This window comes from Pleomorphomonas diazotrophica, assembly GCF_002844595.1.
In the GTDB taxonomy this organism is placed as follows: domain Bacteria; phylum Pseudomonadota; class Alphaproteobacteria; order Rhizobiales; family Pleomorphomonadaceae; genus Pleomorphomonas; species Pleomorphomonas diazotrophica.
Genome location: NZ_PJNW01000009.1, coordinates 169,617 through 195,334, shown reverse-complemented (window position 1 = coordinate 195,334; position 25,718 = coordinate 169,617). Strand labels below are relative to the sequence as shown.

The window sequence follows — 25,718 nt, the reverse complement described above, 5'->3', positions numbered from 1 at the left end:
GAGGCAGACATGACCGAGCTTCACGCGCTCGCCGCGGCAATCGGCCTGGTGCGGAACTGGTGGGATGTCGCCGGCCGGCCGCAGACGGTCAGCGACGAGGCGCTTGGCGCCGTCGCCACCGCGCTCGGCTATCCGGCAGATAGCGCGGCGGCCATCGCGCTCAGCCTGGCGCAGATCGAGGATGAGAGGCGGCGACCGCCGGCCCTGCTCGTCGCCGATGCCGGCAGGCCCATAGCGCTGCCTGACAGTCTGACCCGCGCAGAGTTGGTGGCGGAGAATGGCACAAGCCGGATGCTGCGGATCGAGGGCGGCCATCTGCCGGCGGTGGATGAGCCCGGCTACTACCGTCTCGCCATCGGCTCGCACGATCTGACGCTTGCCGTCGCCCCGCCCCGCTGCCATGGCCTCGACGGCCTTGGCGCCGACCGCCGTGTCTGGGGGCCGTCGATCCAGATCCCGTCGCTGCGTGGCGAGGTGCCGCAGCCCTTCGGCCATTTCGGCCATCTCGATGACGCCGTGCGGCGTTTCGCGGCCCGTGGGGCCGATGTCGTCATGATCAACCCGGTCCACGCCCTCTTTCCGGGGCACGGCATCGGCTTCAGCCCCTATTCGCCGTCGAGCCGTCTGTTCCTCAACGGCGCCATGGGCGATCCGGCACTGGTCGGTCTGCCGCCGCTGCCGGCCGGCGAGGACGGCGAGGCGCTGATCGACTGGGAAGGCGCGCTGCCGAAGCGGCTTGCCCAGCTCAGGGCGACCTTCGACGCGCTGACGCCGGAGTTTCGGTCCCGTGTCGTCAGCGACAGCTTGGCCGAAGGCGATGCGTTGCGCCGCCATGCCATCTTCGACGCGCTCGACACGCGGTTCCGGGCACGCGGGCTCGACGGCTGGCGAACCTGGCCGGCGCCGTTCCACGATCCCGATGGCGCGGCCGTGCGGCAGTTCGCCGCCGAGAACCCCGACGAGATCGCCTTCCATCTGTTCGTCCAATGGCTGGCTCACGAGAGCCTTGTTGCCGTGCAGGACCATGCCGAGGCGGCGGGCATGGCCGTCGGCCTTCTGGCCGATCTCGCGGTCGGCGTCCACACCGGCGGCAGCGACAGTTGGAGCCTGCGCGATCACCTGCTCCATGGCCTCACCATCGGCGCGCCGCCCGATCCGCTCGGCCCGCTCGGGCAGAACTGGATGCTCACCACCTTCTCCCCACGCGGCCTCGCCGAAAGCGGCTATGCACCATGGATCGCCACGCTCCGGTCGGCGCTGAGTCGGGCCGGTGGCCTCAGGATCGACCATGCCTTCGGACTGTCACGCCTATGGGTCATGCCGGAAGGGCGATCGTCGAACGATGGCGCCTATCTCGTCTATCCCTTCCGCGACCTTACCCGTATCGCGGCGCTCGAATCCCACCGAGCCAAGGCGCTCATCGTCGCCGAGGATCTCGGCACCAAGCCGGGCGGCTTCGCCGAGGCGATCGATGCCGAGGGCATGCTCGGGATGCGCGTCCTGTGGTTCGAGCGGGCGCTCGATCACGGCTTCATCGGTCCGCAGGATTATCCGCCCGATAGCGTTGCGATGACTGGCACCCACGACACCGCCACCGTTGCCGGCTGGTGGACGGGCCGCGATCTCGACTGGGCTGACGAACTTGGTCGCCTTCCTGTCGATTCCAACCGCGAGCGGGAAGACGACCGGCGAGCCTGGGACCGTGGCCTTCTGTGGGCGACCTTCGGCGGCAGCGAACCGCGCCCCGCGTCCGACGATCCGGCTCCGGTGGTCGAAGCGGCGCTCCGCCACATCGGACGGGCGCGTTCGCGCCTCGCGATCGCACCGCTCGAGGATATTCTGGCGCTCGAGGAGCAGCCCAACCTGCCCGGCACCATCGCCGAGCATCCCAACTGGCGGCGGCGCATGACTGCGCCGCTCGAGGCGCTTCTCGCCGAGCCGGACACCGCCCAGCGCATCGACACGCTGGCGGCGGCCCGAAAGGAGCCGCCCGCCCAAAGCTGGTGACGGCTACTTCAGCAAGCTTCCAAGCACCCCACGCACCAGCGCCCGGCCGATCTGCGAACCGACCTGGCTCGACACCGAGCGGACGACCGACTTGATGGCGGCCTCGGCCACCGTCTGCCGACCACCATAGCCATAGGTGTCGCGGCGGGAGGCTCGCTCCTCGCGACGGCGGCGCTCGGCTGCACTTTCATACTCGTCGAGACGCGGCCGGCGGTCAGGCTCGTCGTAGCGAGTCTCAGGTGCGGTGGGTCGGCTGCGGCTCCAGCCGAAATCCGGTACGCTGAAGCCTGGGCTCTCGCGCCTGCGCGGCGCCTCCACCGGTTCGTGCGGCTGCTGAACACCGCTGGCGCGGGCCTTCAGCACTTCAAAGGCGGATTCCCGGTCGACCGCCTCGTCGTAATATCCCGTGAGCGGGCTCGCCGCGATCAGCGCCGCCCGCTCCTCATCCTTCAGCGGCCCGAGCCGAGATGACGGCGGACGGATCAGGGTGCGGGCCACGACCGACGGTACCGCCTTGCCTTCCAGCATGGAGACAAGCGCCTCGCCCTGGCCGAGCTCGGTGATCGCCGTGAAGGTGTCGAAATCGGGATTGGGCCGGAAGGTCTCGGCCGCCACCTTCACCGCCTTCTGCTCGCGCGGCGTATAGGCGCGTAGCGCGTGCTGCACGCGATTGCCGAGCTGGGCGAGCACGCTTTCCGGAATGTCGAGGGGGTTCTGCGTGACGAAGTAGATGCCGACACCCTTGGATCGGATCAGTTTGACCACCTGCTCCACCTTGTCGATCAGCGCCTTGGGCGCCTCGTCGAACAAGAGATGCGCCTCGTCGAAGAAGAAGACGAGCTTGGGTTTGTCGAGATCTCCAACCTCCGGCAGATCCTCGAACAACTCCGACAGCAGCCACAGCAGGAAGGTGGCGTAAAGGCGCGGCGTCTGCATCAGCCTGTCGGCGGCCAGCACGTTGACCGCGCCCCTGCCGTCGCCCGTCACCTGCATCAGGTCGGAGATCTGCAAGCCCGGCTCGCCGAAGAAGTGATTGCCGCCCTGCTGCTCCAGCACCAGAAGCTGCCGCTGGATGGCGCCCACCGTCGCCTTGGCGACGTTGCCATAGCTCGCCCCCACGGCATCGGCATTTTCGGCGACATAGGTGAGCAGAGAGCGCAGATCCTTGAGGTCGAGCAGCAGCAGCCCCTCGTCGTCCGCCACCTTGAAGACGATGTTGAGCACGCCTTCCTGCGTCTCGTTGAGTTCGAGAAGGCGCGACAGCAGGAGAGGCCCCATTTCGGAAATCGTCGTCCGGACCGGATGGCCTTTTTCGCCGAACAGATCCCAGAAGACGGCAGGAGCCGCGCGGAGCTGGTACTCGTCGGAAAAGCCGATGGAGCGCGCCCGCTCCTCGAGGAAGTCCTTGGCCTCGCCGGGGGCGCCGATGCCTGAGAGGTCGCCCTTCACGTCGGCGCAGAACACCGGCACGCCGGCATCCGACAGGCCTTCGGCCAGCACCTGCAATGTCACCGTCTTGCCGGTGCCGGTGGCGCCGGTGATGAGACCGTGCCGGTTGGCGAGCTTCAGCGTCAGATATTCGGGCTTCGTGCTCGATCCCAGATAGACCCTGCCCTCTTCCAGCATGCTCGGCTCCTATATCCGCATCGGCCCCAAGTTCTAACCCAGCGCCCGGTTGTCCCTCAACGCCGCCATTGGATCGAAGGTCAACGAAAAGGCCCGCCGGTGGACCGGCGGGCCTTGGCCACACTATCGCGGACAGGCGTCAGCTGGCGAGCGAGATTTGCCCGTAGCGCAACGCCTCGACCACTGCCTGGGTCTTGTTGGTGGCATCCAGTTTCTCGCCGGCGTTCTGAAGGTGGGCATGCACCGTACGCTGGGAAATGTTGAGGCTCTCGGCGATCTCCTGGGCCGTCATGCCTAGCGCCGTCAGTTCGAGAACGCGGCGCTCACGGGTCGACAGATCGCCCGGCCGGGAATCCATGAGGTAGCCGAGCGCCCTCAAGCGGCGGAAGGCCTGATTGCAGAGAAAGTCAAAGGCGACGAGATCGAGCTCGGTCAGCGACAACGCCTCGCCCAGGCCGATGACCGCCGCCTGGTAGGGTGGAATCGAGGTAATCGGCACCGCCACGATACGCGCCGAAGCCTCGGGGCCGGCGGCGGCTACCAGATCCGAGTGACCGGAAATGCTGACGCCGTCGATGAGGCAGGGCCGGTGGGCGACGCGGCAGCGCTCCAGCACCGGGTCCCCCTTCGAGATGGTAATGAGCTGTCCACGCTCGGAGCGGATATCCGGCCAGCGAATGTGGAGAACCAGCGGCTCCACCGGCCGCCCCGGCATCGGCAGGCCGGAGATCAACACATGACTGGCGCCATGTCCCAAAAGACGGCGTTCGATGACCTCGAAAATCTTGTTTGCACTGGAGTATGTGCGGAGGCCAACTGCGTCAGCTAGGATGTCATCCGGCGTATTCATGGTTCGCCCCACCTCCACAGCCACCCGAAAGATCGTCAGTTCGGGGCATGCGTTCGCATGCTTAAGCTACTTTTCGCATGAGAACGCATGAGCGATCGAATAGGTTCCTTCTAGAGCACATTCCGAACCAGATAAAGGCTTTAGGGAGAAAAGCGGACAATATCACACGAAATGCTATGTCCATCGGATCAAAAAGGGAAACTACGAACCATTTATCCTATTTATGTTTTTGCATAATCTTCGATGTTCTCCCAGTTTTGACGGATTCAATACAGTTTTCTCGGAGTCGATCTCAGTATCGACTTTCGCTTCGGTGTCTCTCCGTCAGATTATATGAAAAAAACATGATGTATTCATTCAGAAACATGACTCGCACATGCGACGGTGAAGCGGTTTCAATTATCTGACCGAAATTTTTTCATTTGGTCGCTGCGGGAAATACCCCTTCTGATTACATTCTGAGAATTCACCACTCTGAATTTCATAAAGATTGGGGTCCGGAAATGCCTGTCGCAGGGAAAAAACTTGCCCGAAGCCGTTCCGATAACAGTGGAAATAAATGCGGATGGGATTTTATAGTATTTCTTGCATATTCAATAACACGCAACATCTCTGGGCGTATGCCCGTGGCATTGTGGCGGCAGGCGGCTTGGGGCTCGTCGCGCCGGCAGCGATTGGACTATAAGGGATCATCTCACCTGGAGACACCGATGTCCGTTCATGCCGTTCTGTCCCGCGTCGACGCCGACTTTCCCAACAGCCTCGATCGCCTGTTCGATTTCCTGCGCATTCCCTCGATTTCCGCCGATCCCGCTTACAAGGACGACTGCACCCGCGCCGCCACCTGGCTGGTGGGCGAACTGACCGCGCTGGGCTTCGACGCCTCGGTGCGGCCGACGCCGAAGCATCCTATGGTGGTCGGCCACTACACCAAGGCCGGCCCCGACAAGCCGCACGTGCTGTTCTATGCCCACTACGACGTCCAGCCAGTCGACCCGCTGGACCTCTGGGATTCGCCGCCCTTCGAGCCCGTGGTGAAAAAGCTGGCCGACGGCAGCGAGCGCATTCTTGCGCGCGGCGCACAGGACGACAAAGGCCAGTTGATGACCTTTCTTGAGGCCTGTCGCGCTCTGATTGCCGAGACAGGCACGCTGCCGGTCAACGTCACCTTCTTTTCGGAGGGCGAAGAGGAATCGGGGTCGCCATCGATGATTCCCTTCCTTGAGGCCAACAAGGAAGAGCTTTCCGTCGACGTGGCGCTCGTCTGCGACACCGAGATGTGGGATCGCAAGACGCCCGCCGTCACCACCATGCTGCGCGGCCTCGTCGGTGAGGAGATCTCGCTCAACTGCGCCAGTCACGACCTCCATTCGGGCGCGTTCGGCGGCGCCGCGCTCAATCCCCTGCACGTGCTGACCAAGATTCTCGGCGGTCTGCACGACGACCAGGGACGCGTCACCGTGCCCGGGTTTTATGACGGCGTCGCCGACATTTCGCCGGACCTGCGCGCCAACTGGGACAGTCTCGGCTTCGATGCCGCCGCCTTCCTCGGTGGCGCCGGTCTGACGACGCCGGCCGGCGAGGTGGACCGCACGGTGCTGGAAAAGATCTGGTCGCGGCCCACCTGCGAGATCAACGGCCTTGCCGGCGGCTACGCCGGCCCCGGCTTCAAGACGGTGCTGCCGGCATCGGCGGAGGCCAAGGTGTCGTTCCGCCTCGTCGCCGGGCAGGATCCGCAGAAGATCCGCGATGCCTTCCGCCAATATGTGCGGGAACGTCTGCCGGCTGACGCCAAGGTCGAGTTCCGCGAGCATGGCGGCAGCCCGGCCGTCCACCTGGCGATCGACGGCGAAGCGATGGGCAAGGCGCGCGCCGCGCTCGAAGCGGAATGGGGCAAGGCACCGGCGCTGGTCGGCTCCGGCGGTTCCATCCCGGTGGTCGGGCATTTCAAGTCGATTCTCGGCATGGACAGCCTGATGATCGGCTTCGGCCTCGATGATGACCGCATCCATTCACCCAACGAGAAATACGAGGTGTCGAGCTACCACGGCGGCATTCGCTCCTGGGTTCGCATCCTCGACGCTCTCGCCAACTGAGACCGATGCAGCGACGCCGGCGACCTCAAGCCGGCGTCGCTCGTTTTCACCGGATGAGTGTTCGGATCGGCCTAATGCGCATTGACGAGGGAATTGCATAGCCTTATTGAGTGAAAAAAATCATTTGGAAGGCTGGACCCCTCAATGAAGATCACCTTGCGGACGGTTGCCGAGGCGGCCGGCGTCAGTGTGGCGACAGTCGATCGGGTGCTGAATCGGCGTGATGGCGTGCGTTCGGTGACCATCGAGAAGGTGGAAAGCGCCATCCGCCAGTTGGGATACGCGCCGTCCAGCCTGGCCGGCCGGGTGCAGCCTGGTACCAGTCGCTTCGCCTTTGTCCTGCCGCGGGGCCACAATCCCTTCTTCGAGGCGCTGGAAACCACGATCCAACGCCTGGGCGACTGGCTGCCCTACAAAGGCGCGAGCTTCGACATCCGTCATGTCGACGTGTTCGACGGTGAGGTCCTCGCCGAAGCATTGAGGGAAATTCGGCAGGATAGCTATGCGGGTGTCGCCGTCGCGGCGCTCGACCACCCTGCCGTGCGCGAGGCGATCAACGCATTGAAATCCGACGGCGTCGCAGTTGTAACGCTGGTGTCGGACGTCCCGAGTTCGCGCCGAGATCGCTTCATCGGCATCGACAACACTGCAGCCGGCCGCACTGCCGGCTCGCTGATCGGCCGCTTCCTGCCCAATCATTCCGGCAAGGTGGCGCTGGTGGCCGGCTCGCTGGCGCTGCGCGACCACGCCGAGCGTCGCTTCGGCTTCGAGCAAGTGATCGCCCAGGACTTTCCCGAGGTGCATGTCATCGCCCTGCGCGAGGGGCGCGACGATCCGGCGCGTGTTCACAAGCTGGTCGAGGATCTCCTGCGCCAGCATTCCGACCTTGCCGGCATCTACAACGCCGGCGCCGGCAATGCCGGCGTCATCTCGGCGCTCGAGGCGAGCGGCCGGGCGCGCGAGATCGTTTACATCGCCCATGAGCTCATCGAGGAAAACCGCGAAGCGCTGGTGAGAGGGACCATCGACGCGGTGATCAACCAGGATCCCGGTCATGAGGTGCGGTCGGCGGCGCGCGTGCTGCTGTCGCTGACCTCCGACTGGCAGATCATCGACGAGCAGGAGCGGATCCGCATCGACATTTTCCTGCGCGACAACCTTCTTTAGCGCGGGCCTGAAGCAAGCCGGATTTCAAGTATACTGGGAGGAGACCATGACCACCTATCTGGGCCTGGACATCGGCACGTCGTCGGTGAAGGCTGTTCTCGTCGGCGACGGCGAGAAGATCATCGCCACCGCCTCGGCTTCGCTCGAGGTGTCGCGGCCGCATGCCGGCTGGTCCGAGCAGGATGGCGACAGCTGGATCGCCGCAACCGAGAGCGCCATCGATCAGCTGAAGGTCAGCCACCCGAAGGAACTCTCCGCGGTGGCCGGCATCGGTCTTTCCGGCCAGATGCACGGCGCGACGCTGCTCGACAAAGCTGACAAGCCGCTTCGTCCCGCCATCCTGTGGAACGACGTCCGCTCGGCCGTCGAGTGCGGCGAGCTCGAAGCCCGCTGCCCCGATCTGCGCGCCATCGCCGGCAACATCGCCATGCCCGGCTTCACGGCTCCCAAGCTCGCCTGGGTGAAGAAGCACGAGCCGGAGATCTTCGCCAAGACCGCCAAGGTGCTGCTGCCCAAGGACTATGTCCGGCTCTGGCTGACCGGCGACTATGTGTCCGACATGTCGGACGCCGCCGGCACGCTGTGGCTCGACGTCGGCAAGCGCGCCTGGTCGAAGGAGCTTCTGGCCGCCACCGATCTCACGCTCGACCACATGCCGCGCCTCGTCGAGGGCACCGAGTCCTCCGGCGCGCTGCGCGCCGAACTGGTGTCCCGTTGGGGCATCGCCAAGGCGCCGGTGGTGGCCGGTGGCGGCGGCGACAACGCGGCGAGCGCCATCGGCATGGGCGCCGTCAAGCCCGGCGCGGCTTTCGCCTCGCTCGGCACGTCGGGCGTGCTGTTCGTCTCCAATGCCTCCTTCTCGCCCAACACCGAGGGCGCCGTGCATGCCTTCTGCCACGCCGTTCCCGGCACCTGGCATCAGATGGGCGTGATCCTGTCGGCCACCGACAGCCTGCAGTGGCTGTCGCATCTTCTTGAGACGCCGGCGCCGGAGCTGACCAAGGGCCTCGATCCCAAGCCGGCCAAGCCGTCTCCGGTCACCTTCCTGCCCTATCTCTCCGGCGAGCGTACGCCGCACAATGACGCCGCCGCCCGCGGCGTGTTCGTCGGCTTGAGCCATACCTCCGGTCGCGCCGAACTGACGCAGGCGGTGCTGGAGGGCGTCGCCTTTGCCTTCCGCGACTGTCTGCGCGTCCTCAACGATGCCGGCACCGACATTGATCGCGCCTTCGCGGTCGGCGGCGGCTCGCGGTCGGAAGCCTGGCTGCAGATCATGGCGGCGGTGCTGAACCGGCCGCTCGACATCACCGCCGAAGGCGACTACGGCGGCGGCTTCGGCGCCGCCCGCATGGGGCGCATCGCCGCCACCGGCGACGATCCCTTCGAGACCCTGACCCCGCCGCCGGTCGCCCGCACCGTCGAGCCGGACAAGGCGCTCGTTGCCGCCTATGCCGACCGCTACGCCAAGTATCGCGCGCTCTACCCGGCCGTCCGGGACGCGCTGGCCTGACCATTTCGCTCGCACCGAGTTTCAAAGAGAGGAAAGACGATGACGCATCCGTTCTGGGGCAATCTGAAGCCCGTCAAATACGAGGGCCCGGAGAGCCGCAACCTGCTTGCCTTCCGTTACTACAACAAGGACCAGGTCGTTCTCGGCAAGCGCATGGAGGACCATCTCCGCTTCGCCGTCGCCTATTGGCACTCCTTCGCCTGGGGTGGCGGCGACCCGTTCGGCAATGGCACCTTCCTGCGTCCCTGGTTCAACGGTTCGGACGAGCTGGAGCTCGCCAAGGTGAAGGCCGACGTCGCCTTCGACCTGTTCCAGCTGCTCGGTGTGCCCTTCTACTGCTTCCACGACCGTGACGTGGCGCCGGAAGGTAAGACGCTCGCCGAATCCAACAAGAACGTCCGCGTCATCGCCGACATCTTCGCCAAGAAGCAGGAAGAAACGGGCATTCAGCTCCTCTGGGGCACCGCCAACCTGTTCTCCAACCGCCGCTTCATGGCGGGTGCGGCCTCGAACCCCGATCCGGATGTGTTCGCCTATTCGGCAGCGCAGGTGAAGAACGTCTTCGACATCACCAAGGAGCTGGGTGGCCAGAACTACGTGCTGTGGGGCGGCCGCGAAGGCTACGAGACGCTGCTCAACACCGACCTCAAGCAGGAGCAGGACCAGCTCGGCCGCTTCCTGACCATGGTCGTCGACTACAAGCACAAGATCGGCTTCAAGGGCGCCATCCTGATCGAGCCAAAGCCGAAGGAGCCGAGCAAGCACCAGTACGACTTCGACGTCGCCACGGTGTACTCCTTCCTGAAGGCCTACGGCCTCGAGAAGGAAGTCAAGGTCAACATCGAGCAGAACCATGCCATCCTGGCCGGCCACACCTTCGAGCATGAGCTTGGGATGGCGGCCGCGCTCGGCATCTTCGGTTCGGTCGACCTCAACCGCGGCGATGACCGCCTCGGCTGGGACACCGACCAGTTCGGCATGAACGTGCCTGAGCTGACGCTGGCCATGCTGGAGATCATCAAGGCGGGCGGCTTCACCACCGGCGGCCTGAACTTCGACGCCAAGGTGCGCCGCCAATCGCTCGATCCGGAAGATCTGGTCATCGCTCATGCCGCGTCGATGGATGCCGCCGCCAAGGCGCTGCTCAACGCCGCCGCCATCATCGAGGACGGCCGCCTGGCCAAGAACCTCGAAGAGCGTTACGCCGGCTGGAAGGGCGCCGAGGGTCAGGCCATCCTGGCCGGCAAGCGTTCGCTCGAGGACCTCGCGGATTATGTTGCCAAGAACAACATCAATCCCGAGCCGAAGAGCGGCAAGCAGGAGAAGCTGGAAGCCATCGTCAATCAGTTCTGCTGATCGGCGAACGCGAGAGCACCCGCCGATCAGGTTGAATCAACCTGATCGAAAAGCGGCTGCTCCAACAAATGACCTGGAGCCGTCGCTGGGCGACCAAATGTTTCAATTTGGTCGGCGAAGGCTCTAGGGTTCCTGAGACGGAGGAGGCCGGGGTTTCCCGGCCTCTTTCATTTATATGCCATCGTGTTGCCCTGCGGGTCCTCGCCGGGCGCTCAGCCCACCGGCGGCACCCAGATGATGCGCTGGAGCGTGGCACTGGCCAGCGTGGCGTCGTCCGGCAGGTCGCCAGCCGAGATATAGCCGGGAATGGCGAAGACGAAGGTGACGTTGGGGGCGCCGCGCGCCGTGCAGATCGGCATGGCGAGCCAGTTGCCCTGCCCTTCCCGGCAGGACAGACGATCCATGCGCGCCTCGCGAAAGGTCATGCCGATGCGTTCGCCATTGGGGCCGACGAGGCTTTCCGACACGCCGTGAACGGCGCCGATCCGCCCGCCCGCGCCGGGCAGAACCTGCAGCACCTGCAATCCGTCGCGGAATAGCGCCAAGGCCGCGACGCTTTCGTTCTGCTCGGTCGCCATGGTCACCGACGACACGGCATAGCCGGGCTCCAACGCCTCGATCGCCTTCTTGGAAAAGGCGGTGTCCGGCGGCAGTCCCGGCACGCCGGCGGCGGTGATGCGGAAGGTGGCGGCGCGCGACGGCGGCGGCGCGAAGTCCGAGTCGGAGCCAAGAACGGAGCAGCCCGCGAGAGCCGCCGACATCAGAACGCCGGACAGGCGCAGGAGGTCACGAATATGAATCATGCCTTTCGATAGCACAGGCGCCTCGCCGATTGAAGCGAGGGGGCGGTGCCGAGGAGGCACCTCCGGACCGCTAAATCCTGCAACCCTCCCAAGCACCGGACGCGGTCTTTTTCATGTGGACCCGCTCCGGAGGTCTACCTAGAGTTCAGGCATATGCGACGGTCGAGCCTCGCGATGCCGAAGACGCCGCGAGAAGACGGCGATTTCGACGCTCGATCAAGTGCATGGGATTTGTGAAGCAGGGACATTCACATGAGAGTTGCCGTTCTCGGCGCCGGTGTCATCGGCACCACCACCGCCTACTATCTTGCCAAGGCCGGCCATGAGGTCACCGTCTACGAGCGCCAGCCCGGCCCGGCGCTCGAGACCAGTTTTGCCAATGCCGGCGAGATCTCACCCGGTTACTCGACGCCATGGGCCGCGCCCGGCATCCCGCTCAAGGCGGTGAAGTGGCTGCTCATGCGGCATGCGCCGCTCATTCTCCGCCCGACGCTCGATCCGCATCTGCTGCCCTGGATCGTGTCCTTGCTCGCGAACTGCACCTCGGCCGCCTACGCCCGCAACAAGAGCCGCATGCTGCGCATCGCCGGCTACTCGCGCGAGTGCCTGATCGCCCTGCGCGAGGAGACCGGGATTGCCTATGATCATCGTTCGCAGGGTACGGTGCAACTCTTCCGCATGCAGAAGCAGCTCGACCACGCCGGCCGGGACATCGAGGTGCTCAGCGCCGACGGCGTGCCGTTCGAACTGCTCGATCGCGACGGCGTCGCCCGTGCCGAACCGGCGCTCGCAGCCGTGAAAGACAGCTTCGTCGGCGGTCTCCGTCTGCCGCTCGACGAGACAGGCGATTGCTATCTCTTCACCAATGCGCTGGCCAAGATCGCCGAAGGCTTGGGCGTGCGCTTCCGCTATGGCGTTTCGATCTCCCGGATCGAGGCGGAAGCCGGCACGGTGAGTGGCGTCATCACCTCAGAAGGCAGGATCGCCGCCGATCACTATGTGCTGGCGCTCGGCTCGTGGTCGCCGGTTCTGGGAAGGGCCATCGGCCTCAAGCTGCCGGTCTATCCGGTCAAGGGATACTCGCTGACCGCCCCGATCACCAACGAGACGCGCGCGCCGGTCTCCACCGTGCTCGACGAAACCTACAAGGTGGCGCTCACCCGGCTCGGCAGCCGGCTGCGCGTCGGCGGCATGGCCGAAATCGGTGGCTACAGCACCGATCTGCCGCCCGCCCGACGCGATACGCTCGAACATGTCGCCGGCAGCCTGTTCCCTTGCGGCGACCTCAAGGCAGCCGCCTATTGGTCGGGCCTCAGGCCGATGACGCCGGACGGCACACCGATCATCGGGGCCACGCGCTACGCCAATCTCTCGCTCAACACCGGCCACGGCACGCTCGGCTGGACAATGGCCTGCGGATCGGCCCGGGCGCTCTCCGACCTGATTTCGGGACGCACGCCCGACATCGAGACGGCTGACCTGTCGATCGACCGCTATTGAACAATCCGGCATTGTCAACGTGATCAGAAGTTCCCCCCATGCTCCATAGGAGAGATTGAAGCCGCCTCGCCGATTGGCTAGCACTGAAACTGGAGTGCTAGGCAACACGGGGGAATCACATGTTACTGGCCTGCGGCGACGCGCTGATCGATTTCGTGCCTGTGAAGGCGGCCGATGGCCGGGACGCCTATGTACCGGCGGTCGGAGGCTCCTGCCTCAACATCGCCGTCGCCATGTCGCGCCTCGGTGCGCTTACCGGCTTCGTCGGCGGCATCTCCAACGACCTGTTCGGGACGATGATCGCCGACCATCTGGCGGCCTCGGGCGCCTCGCTGCGATACGTTCGCCGCTCCGACAACGAGACGACACTGGCCTTCGTCCGCTTCGTGAACAACGAACCGCACTATGCCTTCTACGACGAGACGACAGCCGCGCGCCTCTGGACCTATCAGGAGGGAAGCATCCCCTTCCCGGCCATCGAGGCGCTGCATGTCGGGTCGACGACGCTGATCAACGAGCCGGTGGCGTCCGAGTATCTTGCGATGTTCAAGGCGGCAAAGGGCAAGACGACCTTGTCCTTCGACCCCAACTGCCGGCCGACGCTGACGCATGACAAGGCCGCCTACACGGCCCGCATGGCGGAGTTCGCGAGAACCGCCGACATCGTGCGCATGTCCGACATGGACTTCGACTTCCTGTTCGGCGGCAACGACTTTGACGGCAAGGCCAAGGACATCCTGGCCGGCGGCGCGGCGCTTTTCATCGTCACGCGCGGCGGTGAAGGCGTCATCGCCTGGCACAAGACGGCCGGCCGGGTGGAGGTTCCCGCTCCCGCCACCAAGGTGGTCGACACCATCGGCGCCGGCGACACCTTCCAGGGCTCGTTCCTGGTGGCGCTCAAGGAGGCGGGCCGGATTGCACGACCGGCGATCGAGGCTATCAGCCGCGACGAACTCGCGGCCGCCCTGGCCTTCGGCACACGCTGCGCGGCCATCACCTGCTCCAGAGCCGGCGCCAACCCGCCCTGGCGGGCTGAGCTTCAGGGGTGACGACCGAGCCGCGCGAGGCGTGCGGCTTCGGCAAATCTTAACCTGTAGCTGCCAACATTCCCGCGACAGGTGGGACATGTGCGATGTCGGTTGAGCAGAGAAACGGGGTCAGGCGGCGGACGCTCAGGGCGGCGAAGATCGTCTATGGCGACTATCGCTATATCGTCGACTGCGTTGTGCGTGACACCAGCTCCGGCGGCATGCGCGTCCGCTGCGACCACGCCCATGAAATTCCGCAGGACTTCTTCATTTTCGACCCGACGGAGCAATCCCTGCGTCGGGCCGAAGTGATGTGGCGGCGCGAAAACGAGCTCGGCCTGCAGTTCACCGGCGAGCCCATTTACATCCACGAAAGCCACGATCCCCGGCACGCCCGCTTCCGCTTCATGTGAGGCGGCCGCTTGGGGCGTGGCCTTGTCCCATCGCTCAGTGATGGTGGGTTTCCGAGGGCGGGGCGTAGGTCTTCGCCCAATCGTGCAATGCGTCGCCGACGCTGCGCAAGGCCCTGCCGGCTTCCGACAGCTCATACTCGACGCGCGGCGGCGCCTGTTCGTAATCGTGGCGGACCACCAGGCCGGACTTCTCGAGATCGCGCAACTGCGCCGCCAGCATGTGCTGGGTGACGCCGGGAATGCCGCGTCTCAACTCGTTGAAGCGCTTCGGTCCTTCCGACAGAAGGCACAGGATTTCGCCCTTCCACTTGCCGGTGATGGCCTTGAGGCCGCGCTGGACGACCGAAAGATACTCCTGCAGCTCGACCGAACAATTGAGCCGGCCCGAGGCCGCAGGCTCAGATCCCAGGTCGAAAGACATCGCACTCTCCAAATCACGCCAAAAGTATACTGCTGCCCCTTGAAATAGGAGCATCACCCCCGGTGTGAAAGCGCAAACCGCTCTGGCGATCATCACAAGAGCGTGCGCGCATCCTTAGCTCAGGCCGACCACCCGCCCCTCGGCGTCAAGGCCGATACGGGTGGCGGCCGGCACACGTGGCAAGCCCGGCATGGTCATGATCGACCCGCATATGGCGACGACGAACTCGGCACCTGCCGCCAGCCGCACGTCGCGCACCGGCAGAACATGGCCGCTGGGCGCGCCCCTGCGCTGCGGGTCGGCGCTGAAGGACGCCTGCGTCTTGGCAATGCAGACCGGCAATCCGCCGAAGCCGCGCTCACCATACTCGGCAAGCTTACGGGCGGCGCGCCCGTCGTATTCGACCGACGCCGCGCCGTAGATCTCGCGGGCGACCGTTTCGATCTTGGCCGGCAGTGGCAAGTCGTCCGGGTAGAGAAGACCGAAGGGCTGGCGGCGAGGCCCGTCGAGAACCTCAAGCACCGTGCGCGCCAGATCCTCGGCGCCGCGGCCGCCGTCTGCGAAGTGGGTGGCGAGCGCCACCGGCGCCCCCGCTTCGGCGCACAGTTGCCTAAGGCGGGCAACTTCGGCATCGGTATCGCTGGCAAAGCGATTGATGGCGATGACCACATCAAGGCCGTACTTGCGCAGGTTTTCGAGATGGCGCGACAGGTTGGAGAATCCCGCCTCCATGGCCGCGACATTTTCGCCGCCCAGGTCCTCCTTGGCGACGCCGCCGTGCATCTTCAGCGCCCGGATGGTCGCCACCAGCACCGCCGCATCGGGCTGAAGCCCGGTCTTGCGACACTTGATGTCGAGGAACTTCTCCGCGCCGAGATCGGCGCCGAAGCCGGCCTCGGTGACCACGACATCGGCAAGGCCGAGCGCCGTTTCGGTGGCGATCACCGAATTGCAGCCATGGGCGATGTTGGCGAACGGTCCGCCATGGACGAAGGCCGGCGTTCCCTCCAGCGTCTGCACCAGGTTGGGCTGCAACGCGTCCTTCAGCAGCACCGCCATGGCGCCGGCCGCCTTGATCATGTCGGCGGTGGCGTAGGAGCGGGCGTCCAGTTCGCCAATGACGATGCGTTTCAGGCGGCGCTCAAGATCGGCAAGGTCGGTGGCAAGGCAGAAGATCGCCATCACCTCCGAGGCCACGGTGATGTCGAAGCCATCCTCGCGCGGGAAGCCGTCGGCGCTGCCGCCGAGCCCGTTGACCTGATGGCGCAGCATGCGGTCGTTCATGTCGAGGACGCGCCGCCAGGTCATCCGCCGGCCGTCGAGCCGCGGCTCGTTGCCCCAGTAGATGTGGTTGTCGATCATCGCCGACAGGAGATTGTGCGCCGAGGTGATGGCGTGGAAATCACCGGTGAAATGAAGGTTGATCGCCTCCATCGGCACCACCTGGGCATGGCCGCCGCCAGCCGCGCCGCCCTTGACGCCGAAGCAGGGACCGAGGGACGGTTCGCGCAGGCAGATCGTTGCCTTGCGGCCGAGGCGGGTGAGTGCGTCGCCAAGGCCGACGGTGGTAGTGGTCTTGCCCTCGCCGGCCGCCGTTGGCGAGATGGCGGTGACCAGGACGAGCTTGCCGCGCGGCCGATGCCGCGCCTCGGACACGAAGCCATGCTCGATCTTGGCGATGTGGCGACCATAGGGGATCAGGGCGTCACCAGGAATGCCGAGACGATCCGCCACCTCCCCGATCGGCTTCAGGCGGGCGGCGCGAGCAATCTCGATATCGTCAAGCATGGGCGCACTCGTGGTTTCCGGAACAAGGCGGCCGCTCCGCCTTCGGGCTCCGGTAAGTGAAAAGATGTAGCGGGGTCCGACTTTTCTGTTGTCTCGGCTGGGCATCTCGTCTTTTCTGGGCGGCGAGACGGCCCCTGGCCCTCGCCCTCCCTGACGGAGCCTCCGTTTGACCTCTTCCGATCGACGTCCCTCTGGCCGCACCCTCGTACGCGGTCGCGTACTGACCTTCAAGCGGCGCCCGCACGGGGCCGGCGACAGCGCGGCCTACAGCTACTTCGAGGATGGCATCGTGGTCGCCGAGGGCGGACGGGTGGTCGATGTTGTCGATGGCGGCGAGATGAGCCGGGTGGCTGGCGAGGGCGCCATCCTTCACGATTTTTCCGGCAAGCTGATCCTGCCGGGCTTCATCGACACCCATATCCATTTCCCGCAGACGCAGGTGATCGCCTCCTACGGCGAGCAACTGCTCGAATGGCTGACCAAGTACACCTTCCCGGCCGAGTCGCGCTATGGCGATCCGGCGTTCGCGGGCGTTCAGGCCCGCTTCTTCATCGATGAACTGCTCAGGAACGGCACGACGACGGCTGTCTGCTACGGATCGGTCCACAAGGGATCGGCCGAGGCCCTTCTCGCCGAGAGCGAGCGGCGCGGCACCGCCATGTTCGTCGGCAAGACGGCCATGGACCGCAATGCGCCGCCGGACGTGCTCGACACGGCCCAATCGGCCCATGACGACACGGCCACGCTGATCGCCGCATGGCACGGCCGCGGGCGACAGAAGGTGGTGATCACGCCGCGCTTTGCCATCACCTCGACGCCGGAACAGCTGGAGGCGCTGGGCAGCCTTGCCCGTGATCACCCGGACTGCCTCATTCAGACGCATCTCTCTGAGAACCTCGAGGAGATCGCCACGGTGCGGCGTCTTTTCCCCGAGCGCGCCGACTATCTCGACGTCTACGAACATTACGGCCTGGTCGGCCCCAAGAGCCTGATGGGGCATGCCATTCACCTGACGCCGCGCGAGATCCAGCGCATGTCGGAAAGCGGCACCGTCGCGGTGTTCTGCCCGACCTCCAACCTGTTCATCGGCTCGGGGCTGTTCGACTACAAGGGCCTCGAAGGCGGCACCCATCCCGTTCGCATCGCGCTTGCCACCGACATCGGTGGCGGCACCAGCTACTCGATGCTGGCGACGGCGGCCGAGGCCTACAAGGTGATGCAGCTTCGGGGACAGAAGCTGTCGGCCATCGAGGCCTTCCACCTGATGACGCGCGGCAACGCCGAGGCGCTCGGCGAGCCGGATCTCGGCCGCATCGCCCCCGGCGCCCATGCCGACCTCGTGGTGCTCGACAGCGCGGCCACGCCGGCGATGGCCCATCGCCTCGCGGCTGGCAGCGGCGATCTCGAAGAGGAACTGTTCGTCCTGATGACGCTCGGCAGCGACCGCAATGTCCACGAGGTATTTGTTGGTGGCCGCCCGCAGGGCCTCGGAAAGGCCGTCTCTTAGGCGTGCCGTTTTTTCGACCCCTATAAAGAATAGCTTGCCACGACAGGATCGCTCAAGTTAGCATCGATGAAATCGATTGCTGAAGATCCGGTTTGGTCAGAGCGGCTAGGGGCAGAAAGCGCCTGTCTCTCATGAAAGACGATCTTCTTGGGGAGCGGACTGAAGTCCGGCAACGTTTCGATTTCGCCGTCATGATGCGGTCGAGGAGGCTTCCGCATCGCCGTCAGCGAAATCCGGCTGGCGTAACCATTGGGCCAGTCATGGGAGGGTGATGTGGCGCGCGACCTGCCGTTTTCCATCCAGCTGCATTCGGCGCGGCTGTTCCCGCCGGTGACCGATCACCTGCCGCACCTTGCCGCGCTCGGCTACACCAATGTCGAACCCACGGACGTTCTCTACGACGACGCTTCCGCCTTGCGCGAAACACTCGATGAAAGCGATCTCACGGCCTTGAGCGGCCACTTCTCGCTGCATATGCTGGAGAGCGATCCGGACGCGGCATGCCGCATTGCCGAAACGCTGGGCATGCGCCTCCTCGTCTGCCCCTTCATTCCCGTCGAGCTGCGCCCTGCCGTCACCGATGAGTGGCGACGTTTCGGAGACCGCATCGCGACGATCGCCCGGCTTCTGCGGTCACGCGGCTTCGATTTCGCCTGGCACAATCACGACTATGAGTTCCGCCCCTTGAGGGACGGATCTATGCCCATCCAGCACATCGCCGCCGACCCGGCCGTGCATCTTGAGGTCGACGTGGCCTGGGTGGCGCTGGCCGGCGTGGATCCGCAGCCGTGGCTCGAAGGCTATGCCGGCCGCATCGCAGCCGTCCACGTCAAGGATATCGCGCCGCGCGGCAGCCGGGCCGATGAGGACGGTTGGGCGGATGTCGGCACGGGCATCGTGCCCTGGCCCAAGTTGTGGAAAACGGCCGTTGCGGCCGGCGCGTCGCTGCTCATCGCCGAGCACGACAATCCCCGGGACTTCGACCGCTTCGCCCGCCGCAGCATCGATGCCATGCGCGCCTTCGCCGAGATGGCCAGGGGCGAACCGATGCTGGCGGCCCGGTAACGGACCACACCGAATTTCATCCCGGACGCTCTCGATATTTGGCAAGCGACTGCGGCAAAGCAGCGAGCCCGCATCAGGCCGATGCGCGAACGCACTGGCGCTTTGCGCCATACACCGTCATGTCGTTGAATTTGCGGGAAGAATGGTCGGAGTGGCGTGATTTGAACACGCGACCCCCTGCTCCCGAAGCAGGTGCGCTACCAGGCTGCGCTACACTCCGTAACCGTCGGTGGGGCGGTGTATAGCGTCCCCTCCCCGCCTCTGCAAGCCCCAAAATCACACTTGTGGATCAGGGATTTTGCGCCCCGTCGGACGCCCCGCGAAATGACCGCGCGCTGCCTGCACGAAGAGGGTACGGCTCCTTGCATCGAGCCGCGCCAGCCGTGTTGCAGTCGGCCGAGGTTGCGGCTATATCGAGCGGACCGCGGCCGAGGCCGCCGGATGGGGTGTCGCCAAGTGGTAAGGCAGCGGATTTTGATTCCGCCATCCGTAGGTTCGAATCCTGCCACCCCAGCCAAATTTTCCCACACTAGAGCCGTGAATTTCCAGATCTGCTCGTCTCGTCCAGAGGTTATTCGCCAACGAGGACATACCCTATGTGCATGTTGCGAGTCGCATGGGCGCGATAGAGAAGGCCGAATATCGCGACCGAATGATCCCGCCAGCCGGTGTATCTCTGATGGCAGCGCAACTCGCCTCCAATCGGATGGCCCTTGAGGACAATATTGGTTTGCGGTCCGGCGCTTTAGGTCGTTGTGGGCGCGTAAATGTCAGTGCCGATCGTCGACGCGAAAGTGCGTTCGGCCTCGAACTCGGGCCTGCTAGAGAGCACGAGCCGAGATGCCATAAAGACTTGTCCGCTATTCTCGCTCTCAACCATGCCGTCGTCCAGAACCACCGGTGACAGGCAATCGTTAAACTTGCTGAGCTTGCGGAACGCCCCCTCGCGCGGGTGACAATAGAGCACCGCGCCGGGCGACATCGCAAAAACAAGGTAGGCGCCCGGCACCAAAACGAGGGACCTCAGCCATTGGCGATTGTCCGGGCTACGGAACGCGATCGGATTGTCCGAGGTCACGAACGGTGTCGCACTTTCGTTGCGCGCAAAGACCCAGATTGAACGCCTGAACCTTTTCGCAAGCCTCTCGACTACATCCAAGTTCCATATGAGTTCTGTGTGCAACTCTCGTGCATCTATCGGCTCGCCGCCATGGGCGCTGGCCAGCGCTGATAGCAGTTCGCGCGTGTCGCGTGTGCGTAGAATTTGGACTGCGAGAAAGCGTGCGACGATCCAACGGTTGATGCTTGGAATTGGCACTTTGTCGAGCGGTGCCATCTGAGGCAGCCAATTAAGCCACTGATCGGTGATTAGCGAGACCTCTCCTTCCATTTCCGACAGTTGTTTTTCCATTGCCAAGGGGTCATGGCCGCCAGCCTCATATTGAGTTAGACGGTAGAACTGCTTCTCGGCGGCGACTCCTTTTGGTGGAGACCGAAAGATGCGGTCACTTAGCTTGTCCCACGCCCACAGCATACCTCGTTCATCGACAAACCGTCGCAGATGGAATTGCGGGACATAGTGGTGGAGCTTGGGTGCGGTCACCGATTAGCTCCAGTTGGCATCGAGATCGTCAAGCTCTCCATCTCCCTCCGCTTACTGGTGCCTGCCTCTCCGGTCGCCCGCCTCGCAAGCCCTCCCATGAGCTGGATTTTGATGAACCGTGTGTGGGCAAGACTAGGAGATATAACTGAGGCTGGAAAGGCCACAGTGTGAACCCAAGCAGGATCCCTGACGACTGGAGTAGCGGGTAGCCAAAGCATCGGCGGTCAGACCTCGGGCACACCTTCGAAGACCGGTAAACCGCGTGCGGCGGATGATGCTGAGGTCGGCACGCACCCGGTCCGTCACGGCGAGGTCAGCCCGGTAAATCTGGAAGAACCAAGCCAGCCGGCCACTCCCCAAACGATGGCGCATCCGTAAAGGATACGACCAAGTAGCCTATGAAGAACGGGTAACAGATCTCCGTGGCTGCCAACTGACGAACAACGCCCCTTCCAAAACCTTGTACGCGCCCAAGACAGCGACGATGATCGCCTGGGAACAATCGAGAATCGGAACCGGACATGAGCGAGAGACACCCGGAACGCCTCGTCGACGCGTTGCTGACGACGATCGAGCATCACATATTACCTCTGACGCGGGCGGGCGTCGGCGCCGGCAACAAGGTGTTCGGTGCCGCACTGCTCGACAAGAAAGACTATTCCGTCGTGCTCGCCGGAACCAACAATGAGACCGAGAACCCGCTGTGGCATGGGGAAGTGCATACCATCAAGACATTCTACGAGCTCAAGGACAGGCCGAACACCAGCGAGCTCATTTTCCTGTCCACACACGAACCCTGCTCGATGTGCCTGTCAGCGATCACCTGGGCCGGCTTCGACAATTTCTTCTATTTCTTCAGCCACGAGAATTCTCGGGACGCCTTCTCGATCCCGCATGACCTCAAGATACTGAAAGAGGTCTTCACCCTGGAGCCGGGCGGCTACCGCCGCACCAACGCCTTCTGGCACAGCGAGCACATCGCCGACCTGATCGCCGTCTGTGACGCTACGGCCAGGGCAGAGTTCCAGGCGCGGGCCGACGCCATCCGGGTGGACTATGCGAAGCTGTCGGACGCCTACCAGGGCGGCAAGTCGCGAAACGCCATTCCCCTCAAATAAACCGCTTCCGTCAGGCCGCGGCCGGTGGCTCGCGTGGCGGAGGCACGACGACCGTCGTTTCCTCGCTCCGCAGTTCGGTGAGCCACTCGCGCCAGATGGCGACCAGCAGCGCCATCAGCACCGGGCCGATGAACAGCCCGAGGAAGCCCATGGTCTTCACGCCGCCGACGAGGCCGAAGAAGGTGGGCAGGAAGGGCAGCTTGATCGGACCGCCGACGAGGCGCGGCCGCAGCGTCTTGTCGACGATGAACAGCTCGACGGTTCCCCAAGCGAATAGCGCGGCCCCTTCGACGGGGTGCCCGCTTGCCACGAGATACAGCGAGATCAGGGTGAAGCTGAGCGGTGCGCCGCCGGGGATCAGCGCCATGACGCCGGTAATGACGCCGAAGATGGCCGGCGACGGCACGCCGGCGATCCAGTAGGCGACGCCGAGAACGATGCCCTCGCCGATGGCGATCAGCGTCATGCCGGTGACGGTGGAACTGATGGTGGCCGGCACGATGCGCGAAATGCGCCCCCAGCGGGTCGGCAGGATACGTTCGCCGACGAGATCGATCTGTTCCACCAGGGCGCTGCCGTCCTTGTAGACGAAGAACAGGGCGATCATCATGAACAGCAGCATCAGCAGCAGCCGGAAGGCCTCGCCGCCGGCCGTCATGACGACCCGGTAGATGTTGCCGATGTTGGCGCCGGAAACCATCTGGACGAGCTCGCCGATGGCGCCGGGCGGGCCGACATGCAGGTTCCACTGCTCGGCAAGCCAGTCCCCCGCCATTGGGAAGGTGGCGATCCATGGCGGCACGGCCACGCCGCTGCGGTTGGCCTCCAGGAGCCAGTTGAACCAGCCCTTGAACTCATCGAAGGCGAAGCTGACCGCAACCAGCATCGGCACGATCAGGAACAGCAGGATGCAGACCAGGGCGATCGAGGCGCTGAGCTTGGTGTTGCCGTCGCAAAGCCGCGTCAGGTCGCGGAACAGCGGCCAGGTGGCAAAACCGATCACCAGGGCGGCGAGGACCGGAACGACGAAGCCGCTGAAGAAATAGATGCCGGCGACGATGATCAGCAGCAACAGCCAGCGCGCGGCGGCGATCAGCGGCACGATGGGCACACGGCCGGAGGGAACGGCGCCGAGCCAGCGCGGCTGATCTTTCGACAGGGGACTTCGCGGATCGGTCACGGGCGATCTTCTCGTCGGCTTGGACAGCGTGAGTTATGGGCCATCGCCGGGATAGCCGCAACCACTGCCAGGGACCCTCGGAGCCACATCACCGTTTCTCCCGAGGAAGACATCATTCTCGCGGTGGCCGGCGCCATCCTACTGGAGCAGAGTGAATAATGAATGGCCGCGCTACGTTCCACCGGATGATACTGGAAACCGCCGGATCGATCAGCGATGATCTCCTCGATCGGTGTGCTTGCGCGATAGTCGACTTCCATTATCGGCGCACCTTGCGGACCGACCGACACCTGCACCACCCATGGGCACGACCATGTCCTTCTCGTTGCGTCAGCTCCAGTATTTTCTCGCAATCGCCGAGACCGGTTCTGTTTCGAGGGCAGCGGCGCAAATTTCGACGTCGCAGTCGACCATCACGGAGGCGATGAAGGATCTGGAGGCTGATCTCGGGGTGAAGCTGCTCGAGCGACAGTCGCGCGGCCTTGGACTGACGCATAAGGGGCAGTTGTTTCGCAGGCATGCGGAACGCATCTGGCAGGACGTCGCCGACGCGCGGGGCGCGCTTGCCAATGTCGCGCCTGAGGTGACGGGACGTCTGGCGCTCGGCGTGACGTCGCTGGTGGCCGGCTATGTGCTCTCCGATCTGCTGGCGCGATTCTCCCGTGCCTTTCCCGGCGTCAGCGTCGATCTCGTGGAAGACGGGCATGATTATCTCGAACATCTGCTGCTGAATGGCGAGATAGATCTGGCGCTCGTCACCATGTCGGGCCTGCACAATCCCGAATCCCTGGCAGCCGACGAGCTCGAAGCCTATCGCTATCGACTGTGGGTGGCGTCCGGTCACACGCTGGCGGAACGCGATCACTTGGATCTCCAGATGATTTCGGAATTTCCGCAGATTGCGCTTAGTATCGACGAAATCGAAGAACCAGTCGATCATCTCTGGCGCGGTTCCGGCTTGCGGCCACATATCGCGTTCCGCTCGCGCTCGGTCGAGGCGGTGCGTTCGCTGGTGGCTGGCGGAGTTGGCGTTGCCATTTTGCCAGATCTGGTGTTTCGCCCCTGGTCGCTGGATGGTCTGCGCCTGGAAGCACGGCAAATTTCCGCGGCCATGCCCATGGTGAAGGCGGCACTGGTGCGCCGGCGCGGCACCCACGACAATCTTAATGCCCGTCGCTTCATCGAAGTCACGCTCTCCCACAATGCGGGGCGTCTGATGCCGTAGCTCGTGATATCGGAATTTCCGATATTGTTTCTTGATTTTTTGAAATTGCGAGAAAGCAAGGTTTTGTTAGGGTTTTCCCTAAGGGTGCGGCAATGACCGATCGTGCCCATGACAAGGGGAACCGACATGACCACTTCTGCAAAGCGCATGATGGCGTTGGGCATGGTGCCGACGCTGCTTCTTGGTGTCACGCCATCCTATGCTCAGCTCGCCTCCATCGGCCCTGGAGAAGGGCAAGTCGATATCGTCGCCTGGGCCGGCTACATCGAGCGCGGCGAGACCGACAAGAGTTACGACTGGGTCACCGACTTCGAGAAGCAGACCAGTTGCAAGGTGCAGGTGAAGGTGGCCGGCACGTCCGACGAGATGGTGTCGCTGATGAACGAGGGTGGCTTCGACCTCGTCACCGCCTCGGGTGACGCGTCCTTGCGTCTCATCGCCGGCAAGAAGGTGCAGCCGATCAACCTCGATCTGATCCCGTCCTGGAAGACGGTAGATGAGCGCCTGCAGAACGCGCCCTGGCACACGGTGGACGGCGTTCACTATGGCACGCCCTATCAATGGGGCGCCAATGTGCTGATGTACAACACCGAAGCCTTCAAGGGCAGCGCGCCCACAAGCTGGAACGTGGTGTTCCAGGAACAGATGCTACCGGACGGAAAATCCAACAAGGGGCGGATCCAGGCCTTCGACGGCCCGATCTATATCGCCGACGCCGCGCTTTATCTGAAGGCGCACAATCCCGAGCTCGGCATCACCGATCCCTATGAGCTGACCGAAGCGCAGTACAAAGCCGCCCTCGACCTGCTGCGCACGCAGAAGGAACTGGTCCAGCGCTACTGGCATGACGCCATGAAACAGGTGGATGACTTCACGAACGAGGGCGTGGTCGCTTCGTCGTCCTGGCCGTTCCAGGTCAACCTCCTGGTCTCCCAGAACAAGCCGATTGCCTCGGTTGTTCCCTCTGAAGGCGCCACCGGCTGGGCCGACACCACCATGCTGCACGCCAACGCCAAGCATCCCAACTGCGCTTATCTCTGGATGGAGCATTCGCTGCAGCCGAAGGTGCAGGGCGACGTCGCCGCCTGGTTCGGTTCCGTCCCGTCGGTTCCGGCCGCCTGCAAGGGCAACGAACTGTTGACCGACGAAGGCTGCAAGACCAACGGCATCGACAATTTCGACAAGATCAGCTTCTGGCGCACGCCCGTCGCCAAGTGTTCGGCCGGCGAGGCTTGCGTGCCCTATCACCGCTGGGTGTCGGACTATATGGCGATCCTCGGAGGCCGTTGAGCGACGCTTCGATGCGCTGGCCCAGAGGATCTCCGGGCCAGCACGTCGGCGACCGTCTGTTCCGATCGATATCCGTCGCTGCACGATGGCAACGGCCATCCTTTGCCCGCCGTAGCCTTGCTGGATTGCAAGGGCACGGGCTGGGCCTTAGCCGCGACATCCTGC

At 64.3% G+C, this 25,718-nt stretch carries 20 protein-coding genes and 2 tRNA genes; 14 read left to right on the top strand and 8 right to left on the bottom strand.

Annotated features, from left to right (window positions below):
* The first annotated feature begins 9 nt into the window (after positions 1-9).
* Positions 10-2,007 carry a 4-alpha-glucanotransferase gene (malQ, locus tag CXZ10_RS12455; RefSeq protein WP_101289666.1) on the top strand — a complete coding sequence of 666 codons (1,998 nt, stop codon included), beginning with the start codon at positions 10-12 and terminating at the stop codon, positions 2,005-2,007.
* A 3-nt stretch (positions 2,008-2,010) separates the two neighbouring features.
* Here the strand turns inward: malQ and CXZ10_RS12450 are convergent, their stop codons facing one another.
* Positions 2,011-3,633 carry a helicase HerA-like domain-containing protein gene (locus CXZ10_RS12450; RefSeq protein WP_101289665.1) on the bottom strand — a complete coding sequence of 541 codons (1,623 nt, stop codon included), beginning with the start codon at positions 3,631-3,633 and terminating at the stop codon, positions 2,011-2,013.
* Between the two features lie 139 nt (positions 3,634-3,772).
* A complete protein-coding gene (locus CXZ10_RS12445; RefSeq protein WP_101289664.1) occupies positions 3,773-4,483 on the bottom strand; it encodes a helix-turn-helix transcriptional regulator in 711 nt (236 codons plus the stop codon).
* 710 nt (positions 4,484-5,193) lie between these two features.
* Between CXZ10_RS12445 and CXZ10_RS12440 the strand changes: the two genes are divergently transcribed.
* The 4 genes from CXZ10_RS12440 to xylA all read left to right on the top strand — a co-directional run bounded on the left by CXZ10_RS12440 (position 5,194) and on the right by xylA (position 10,612).
* Complete coding sequence (locus tag CXZ10_RS12440) at positions 5,194-6,579, top strand: M20/M25/M40 family metallo-hydrolase (RefSeq protein WP_101289663.1); 1,386 nt, start codon at positions 5,194-5,196, stop codon at positions 6,577-6,579.
* 144 nt (positions 6,580-6,723) lie between these two features.
* Positions 6,724-7,746, top strand: coding sequence for a LacI family DNA-binding transcriptional regulator (locus CXZ10_RS12435; protein WP_101289662.1), 1,023 nt, complete (start codon positions 6,724-6,726; stop codon positions 7,744-7,746).
* 46 nt (positions 7,747-7,792) lie between these two features.
* Complete coding sequence (gene xylB, locus CXZ10_RS12430) at positions 7,793-9,256, top strand: xylulokinase (protein WP_101289661.1); 1,464 nt, start codon at positions 7,793-7,795, stop codon at positions 9,254-9,256.
* Positions 9,257-9,295: 39 nt separating this feature from the next.
* Positions 9,296-10,612, top strand: a complete 1,317-nt coding sequence (gene xylA / locus CXZ10_RS12425; protein WP_101289660.1) for a xylose isomerase — start codon at positions 9,296-9,298, stop codon at positions 10,610-10,612.
* 212 nt (positions 10,613-10,824) lie between these two features.
* Here the strand turns inward: xylA and CXZ10_RS12420 are convergent, their stop codons facing one another.
* Positions 10,825-11,415: a DUF1131 family protein gene (locus CXZ10_RS12420; RefSeq protein WP_101289659.1), complete on the bottom strand. Its 591-nt coding sequence runs from the start codon at positions 11,413-11,415 to the stop codon at positions 10,825-10,827.
* Positions 11,416-11,667: 252 nt separating this feature from the next.
* Between CXZ10_RS12420 and CXZ10_RS12415 the strand changes: the two genes are divergently transcribed.
* From CXZ10_RS12415 to CXZ10_RS12405, 3 genes are all read left to right on the top strand, one after another.
* Positions 11,668-12,915 (top strand): D-amino acid dehydrogenase, encoded by a 1,248-nt coding sequence (locus CXZ10_RS12415; protein ID WP_101289658.1) that lies wholly within the window; start codon positions 11,668-11,670, stop codon positions 12,913-12,915.
* Between the two features lie 119 nt (positions 12,916-13,034).
* Positions 13,035-13,964 (top strand): carbohydrate kinase family protein, encoded by a 930-nt coding sequence (locus CXZ10_RS12410; RefSeq protein ID WP_101289657.1) that lies wholly within the window; start codon positions 13,035-13,037, stop codon positions 13,962-13,964.
* 83 nt (positions 13,965-14,047) lie between these two features.
* On the top strand, positions 14,048-14,356 hold the full coding sequence (locus CXZ10_RS12405; protein ID WP_101289656.1) for a PilZ domain-containing protein: 309 nt from the start codon (positions 14,048-14,050) through the stop codon (positions 14,354-14,356).
* Between the two features lie 34 nt (positions 14,357-14,390).
* On the opposite strand, the gene CXZ10_RS12400 is transcribed toward CXZ10_RS12405, so the two are convergent.
* A complete protein-coding gene (locus CXZ10_RS12400) occupies positions 14,391-14,777 on the bottom strand; it encodes a winged helix-turn-helix transcriptional regulator (protein WP_101289655.1) in 387 nt (128 codons plus the stop codon).
* A gap of 114 nt (positions 14,778-14,891) precedes the next feature.
* Positions 14,892-16,565, bottom strand: a complete 1,674-nt coding sequence (locus CXZ10_RS12395) for a formate--tetrahydrofolate ligase (protein WP_101289654.1) — start codon at positions 16,563-16,565, stop codon at positions 14,892-14,894.
* Between the two features lie 166 nt (positions 16,566-16,731).
* On the opposite strand from CXZ10_RS12395, the gene guaD reads away from it, so the two are divergent.
* Positions 16,732-18,072 carry a guanine deaminase gene (gene guaD, locus CXZ10_RS12390; protein ID WP_101289653.1) on the top strand — a complete coding sequence of 447 codons (1,341 nt, stop codon included), beginning with the start codon at positions 16,732-16,734 and terminating at the stop codon, positions 18,070-18,072.
* Between the two features lie 273 nt (positions 18,073-18,345).
* Positions 18,346-19,137 (top strand): sugar phosphate isomerase/epimerase family protein, encoded by a 792-nt coding sequence (locus tag CXZ10_RS12385; RefSeq protein WP_244617149.1) that lies wholly within the window; start codon positions 18,346-18,348, stop codon positions 19,135-19,137.
* 143 nt (positions 19,138-19,280) lie between these two features.
* Here CXZ10_RS12385 and CXZ10_RS12380 read toward each other — a convergent pair.
* Positions 19,281-19,357, bottom strand: a tRNA-Pro gene (locus tag CXZ10_RS12380).
* A 222-nt stretch (positions 19,358-19,579) separates the two neighbouring features.
* Between CXZ10_RS12380 and CXZ10_RS12375 the strand changes: the two genes are divergently transcribed.
* Positions 19,580-19,654: transfer RNA gene (locus CXZ10_RS12375), tRNA-Gln, on the top strand.
* Between the two features lie 228 nt (positions 19,655-19,882).
* On the opposite strand, the gene CXZ10_RS12370 is transcribed toward CXZ10_RS12375, so the two are convergent.
* A complete protein-coding gene (locus tag CXZ10_RS12370; protein WP_101289652.1) occupies positions 19,883-20,740 on the bottom strand; it encodes a DUF4238 domain-containing protein in 858 nt (285 codons plus the stop codon).
* A 521-nt stretch (positions 20,741-21,261) separates the two neighbouring features.
* Here CXZ10_RS12370 and CXZ10_RS12365 point away from each other — a divergent pair.
* Positions 21,262-21,858, top strand: coding sequence for a tRNA-specific adenosine deaminase (locus CXZ10_RS12365; RefSeq protein WP_101289651.1), 597 nt, complete (start codon positions 21,262-21,264; stop codon positions 21,856-21,858).
* A 10-nt stretch (positions 21,859-21,868) separates the two neighbouring features.
* On the opposite strand, the gene CXZ10_RS12360 is transcribed toward CXZ10_RS12365, so the two are convergent.
* Positions 21,869-23,038 carry an AI-2E family transporter gene (locus CXZ10_RS12360; RefSeq protein WP_101289650.1) on the bottom strand — a complete coding sequence of 390 codons (1,170 nt, stop codon included), beginning with the start codon at positions 23,036-23,038 and terminating at the stop codon, positions 21,869-21,871.
* A 313-nt stretch (positions 23,039-23,351) separates the two neighbouring features.
* Here CXZ10_RS12360 and CXZ10_RS12355 point away from each other — a divergent pair, with 313 nt between their 5' ends.
* Together CXZ10_RS12355 and CXZ10_RS12350 are read left to right on the top strand one after the other, a co-directional pair.
* A complete protein-coding gene (locus CXZ10_RS12355) occupies positions 23,352-24,263 on the top strand; it encodes a LysR family transcriptional regulator (protein ID WP_101289795.1) in 912 nt (303 codons plus the stop codon).
* Between the two features lie 162 nt (positions 24,264-24,425).
* Complete coding sequence (locus CXZ10_RS12350; RefSeq protein ID WP_244617157.1) at positions 24,426-25,553, top strand: ABC transporter substrate-binding protein; 1,128 nt, start codon at positions 24,426-24,428, stop codon at positions 25,551-25,553.
* Positions 25,554-25,718: the final 165 nt, after the last annotated feature.

Bases quoted from the DNA above. Each gene is read 5' to 3' on its own strand.
- malQ (WP_101289666.1), top strand. From the start codon at position 10: ATGACCGAGCTTCACGCGCTCGCCGCGGCAATCGGCCTGGTGCGGAAC.
- CXZ10_RS12450 (WP_101289665.1), bottom strand. From the start codon at position 3,633: ATGCTGGAAGAGGGCAGGGTCTATCTGGGATCGAGCACGAAGCCCGAA.
- CXZ10_RS12445 (WP_101289664.1), bottom strand. From the start codon at position 4,483: ATGAATACGCCGGATGACATCCTAGCTGACGCAGTTGGCCTCCGCACA.
- CXZ10_RS12440 (WP_101289663.1), top strand. From the start codon at position 5,194: ATGTCCGTTCATGCCGTTCTGTCCCGCGTCGACGCCGACTTTCCCAAC.
- CXZ10_RS12435 (WP_101289662.1), top strand. From the start codon at position 6,724: ATGAAGATCACCTTGCGGACGGTTGCCGAGGCGGCCGGCGTCAGTGTG.
- xylB (WP_101289661.1), top strand. From the start codon at position 7,793: ATGACCACCTATCTGGGCCTGGACATCGGCACGTCGTCGGTGAAGGCT.
- xylA (WP_101289660.1), top strand. From the start codon at position 9,296: ATGACGCATCCGTTCTGGGGCAATCTGAAGCCCGTCAAATACGAGGGC.
- CXZ10_RS12420 (WP_101289659.1), bottom strand. From the start codon at position 11,415: ATGATTCATATTCGTGACCTCCTGCGCCTGTCCGGCGTTCTGATGTCG.
- CXZ10_RS12415 (WP_101289658.1), top strand. From the start codon at position 11,668: ATGAGAGTTGCCGTTCTCGGCGCCGGTGTCATCGGCACCACCACCGCC.
- CXZ10_RS12410 (WP_101289657.1), top strand. From the start codon at position 13,035: ATGTTACTGGCCTGCGGCGACGCGCTGATCGATTTCGTGCCTGTGAAG.
- CXZ10_RS12405 (WP_101289656.1), top strand. From the start codon at position 14,048: ATGTCGGTTGAGCAGAGAAACGGGGTCAGGCGGCGGACGCTCAGGGCG.
- CXZ10_RS12400 (WP_101289655.1), bottom strand. From the start codon at position 14,777: ATGTCTTTCGACCTGGGATCTGAGCCTGCGGCCTCGGGCCGGCTCAAT.
- CXZ10_RS12395 (WP_101289654.1), bottom strand. From the start codon at position 16,565: ATGCTTGACGATATCGAGATTGCTCGCGCCGCCCGCCTGAAGCCGATC.
- CXZ10_RS12365 (WP_101289651.1), top strand. From the start codon at position 21,262: ATGAGCGAGAGACACCCGGAACGCCTCGTCGACGCGTTGCTGACGACG.
- CXZ10_RS12355 (WP_101289795.1), top strand. From the start codon at position 23,352: ATGTCCTTCTCGTTGCGTCAGCTCCAGTATTTTCTCGCAATCGCCGAG.
- CXZ10_RS12350 (WP_244617157.1), top strand. From the start codon at position 24,426: ATGGTGCCGACGCTGCTTCTTGGTGTCACGCCATCCTATGCTCAGCTC.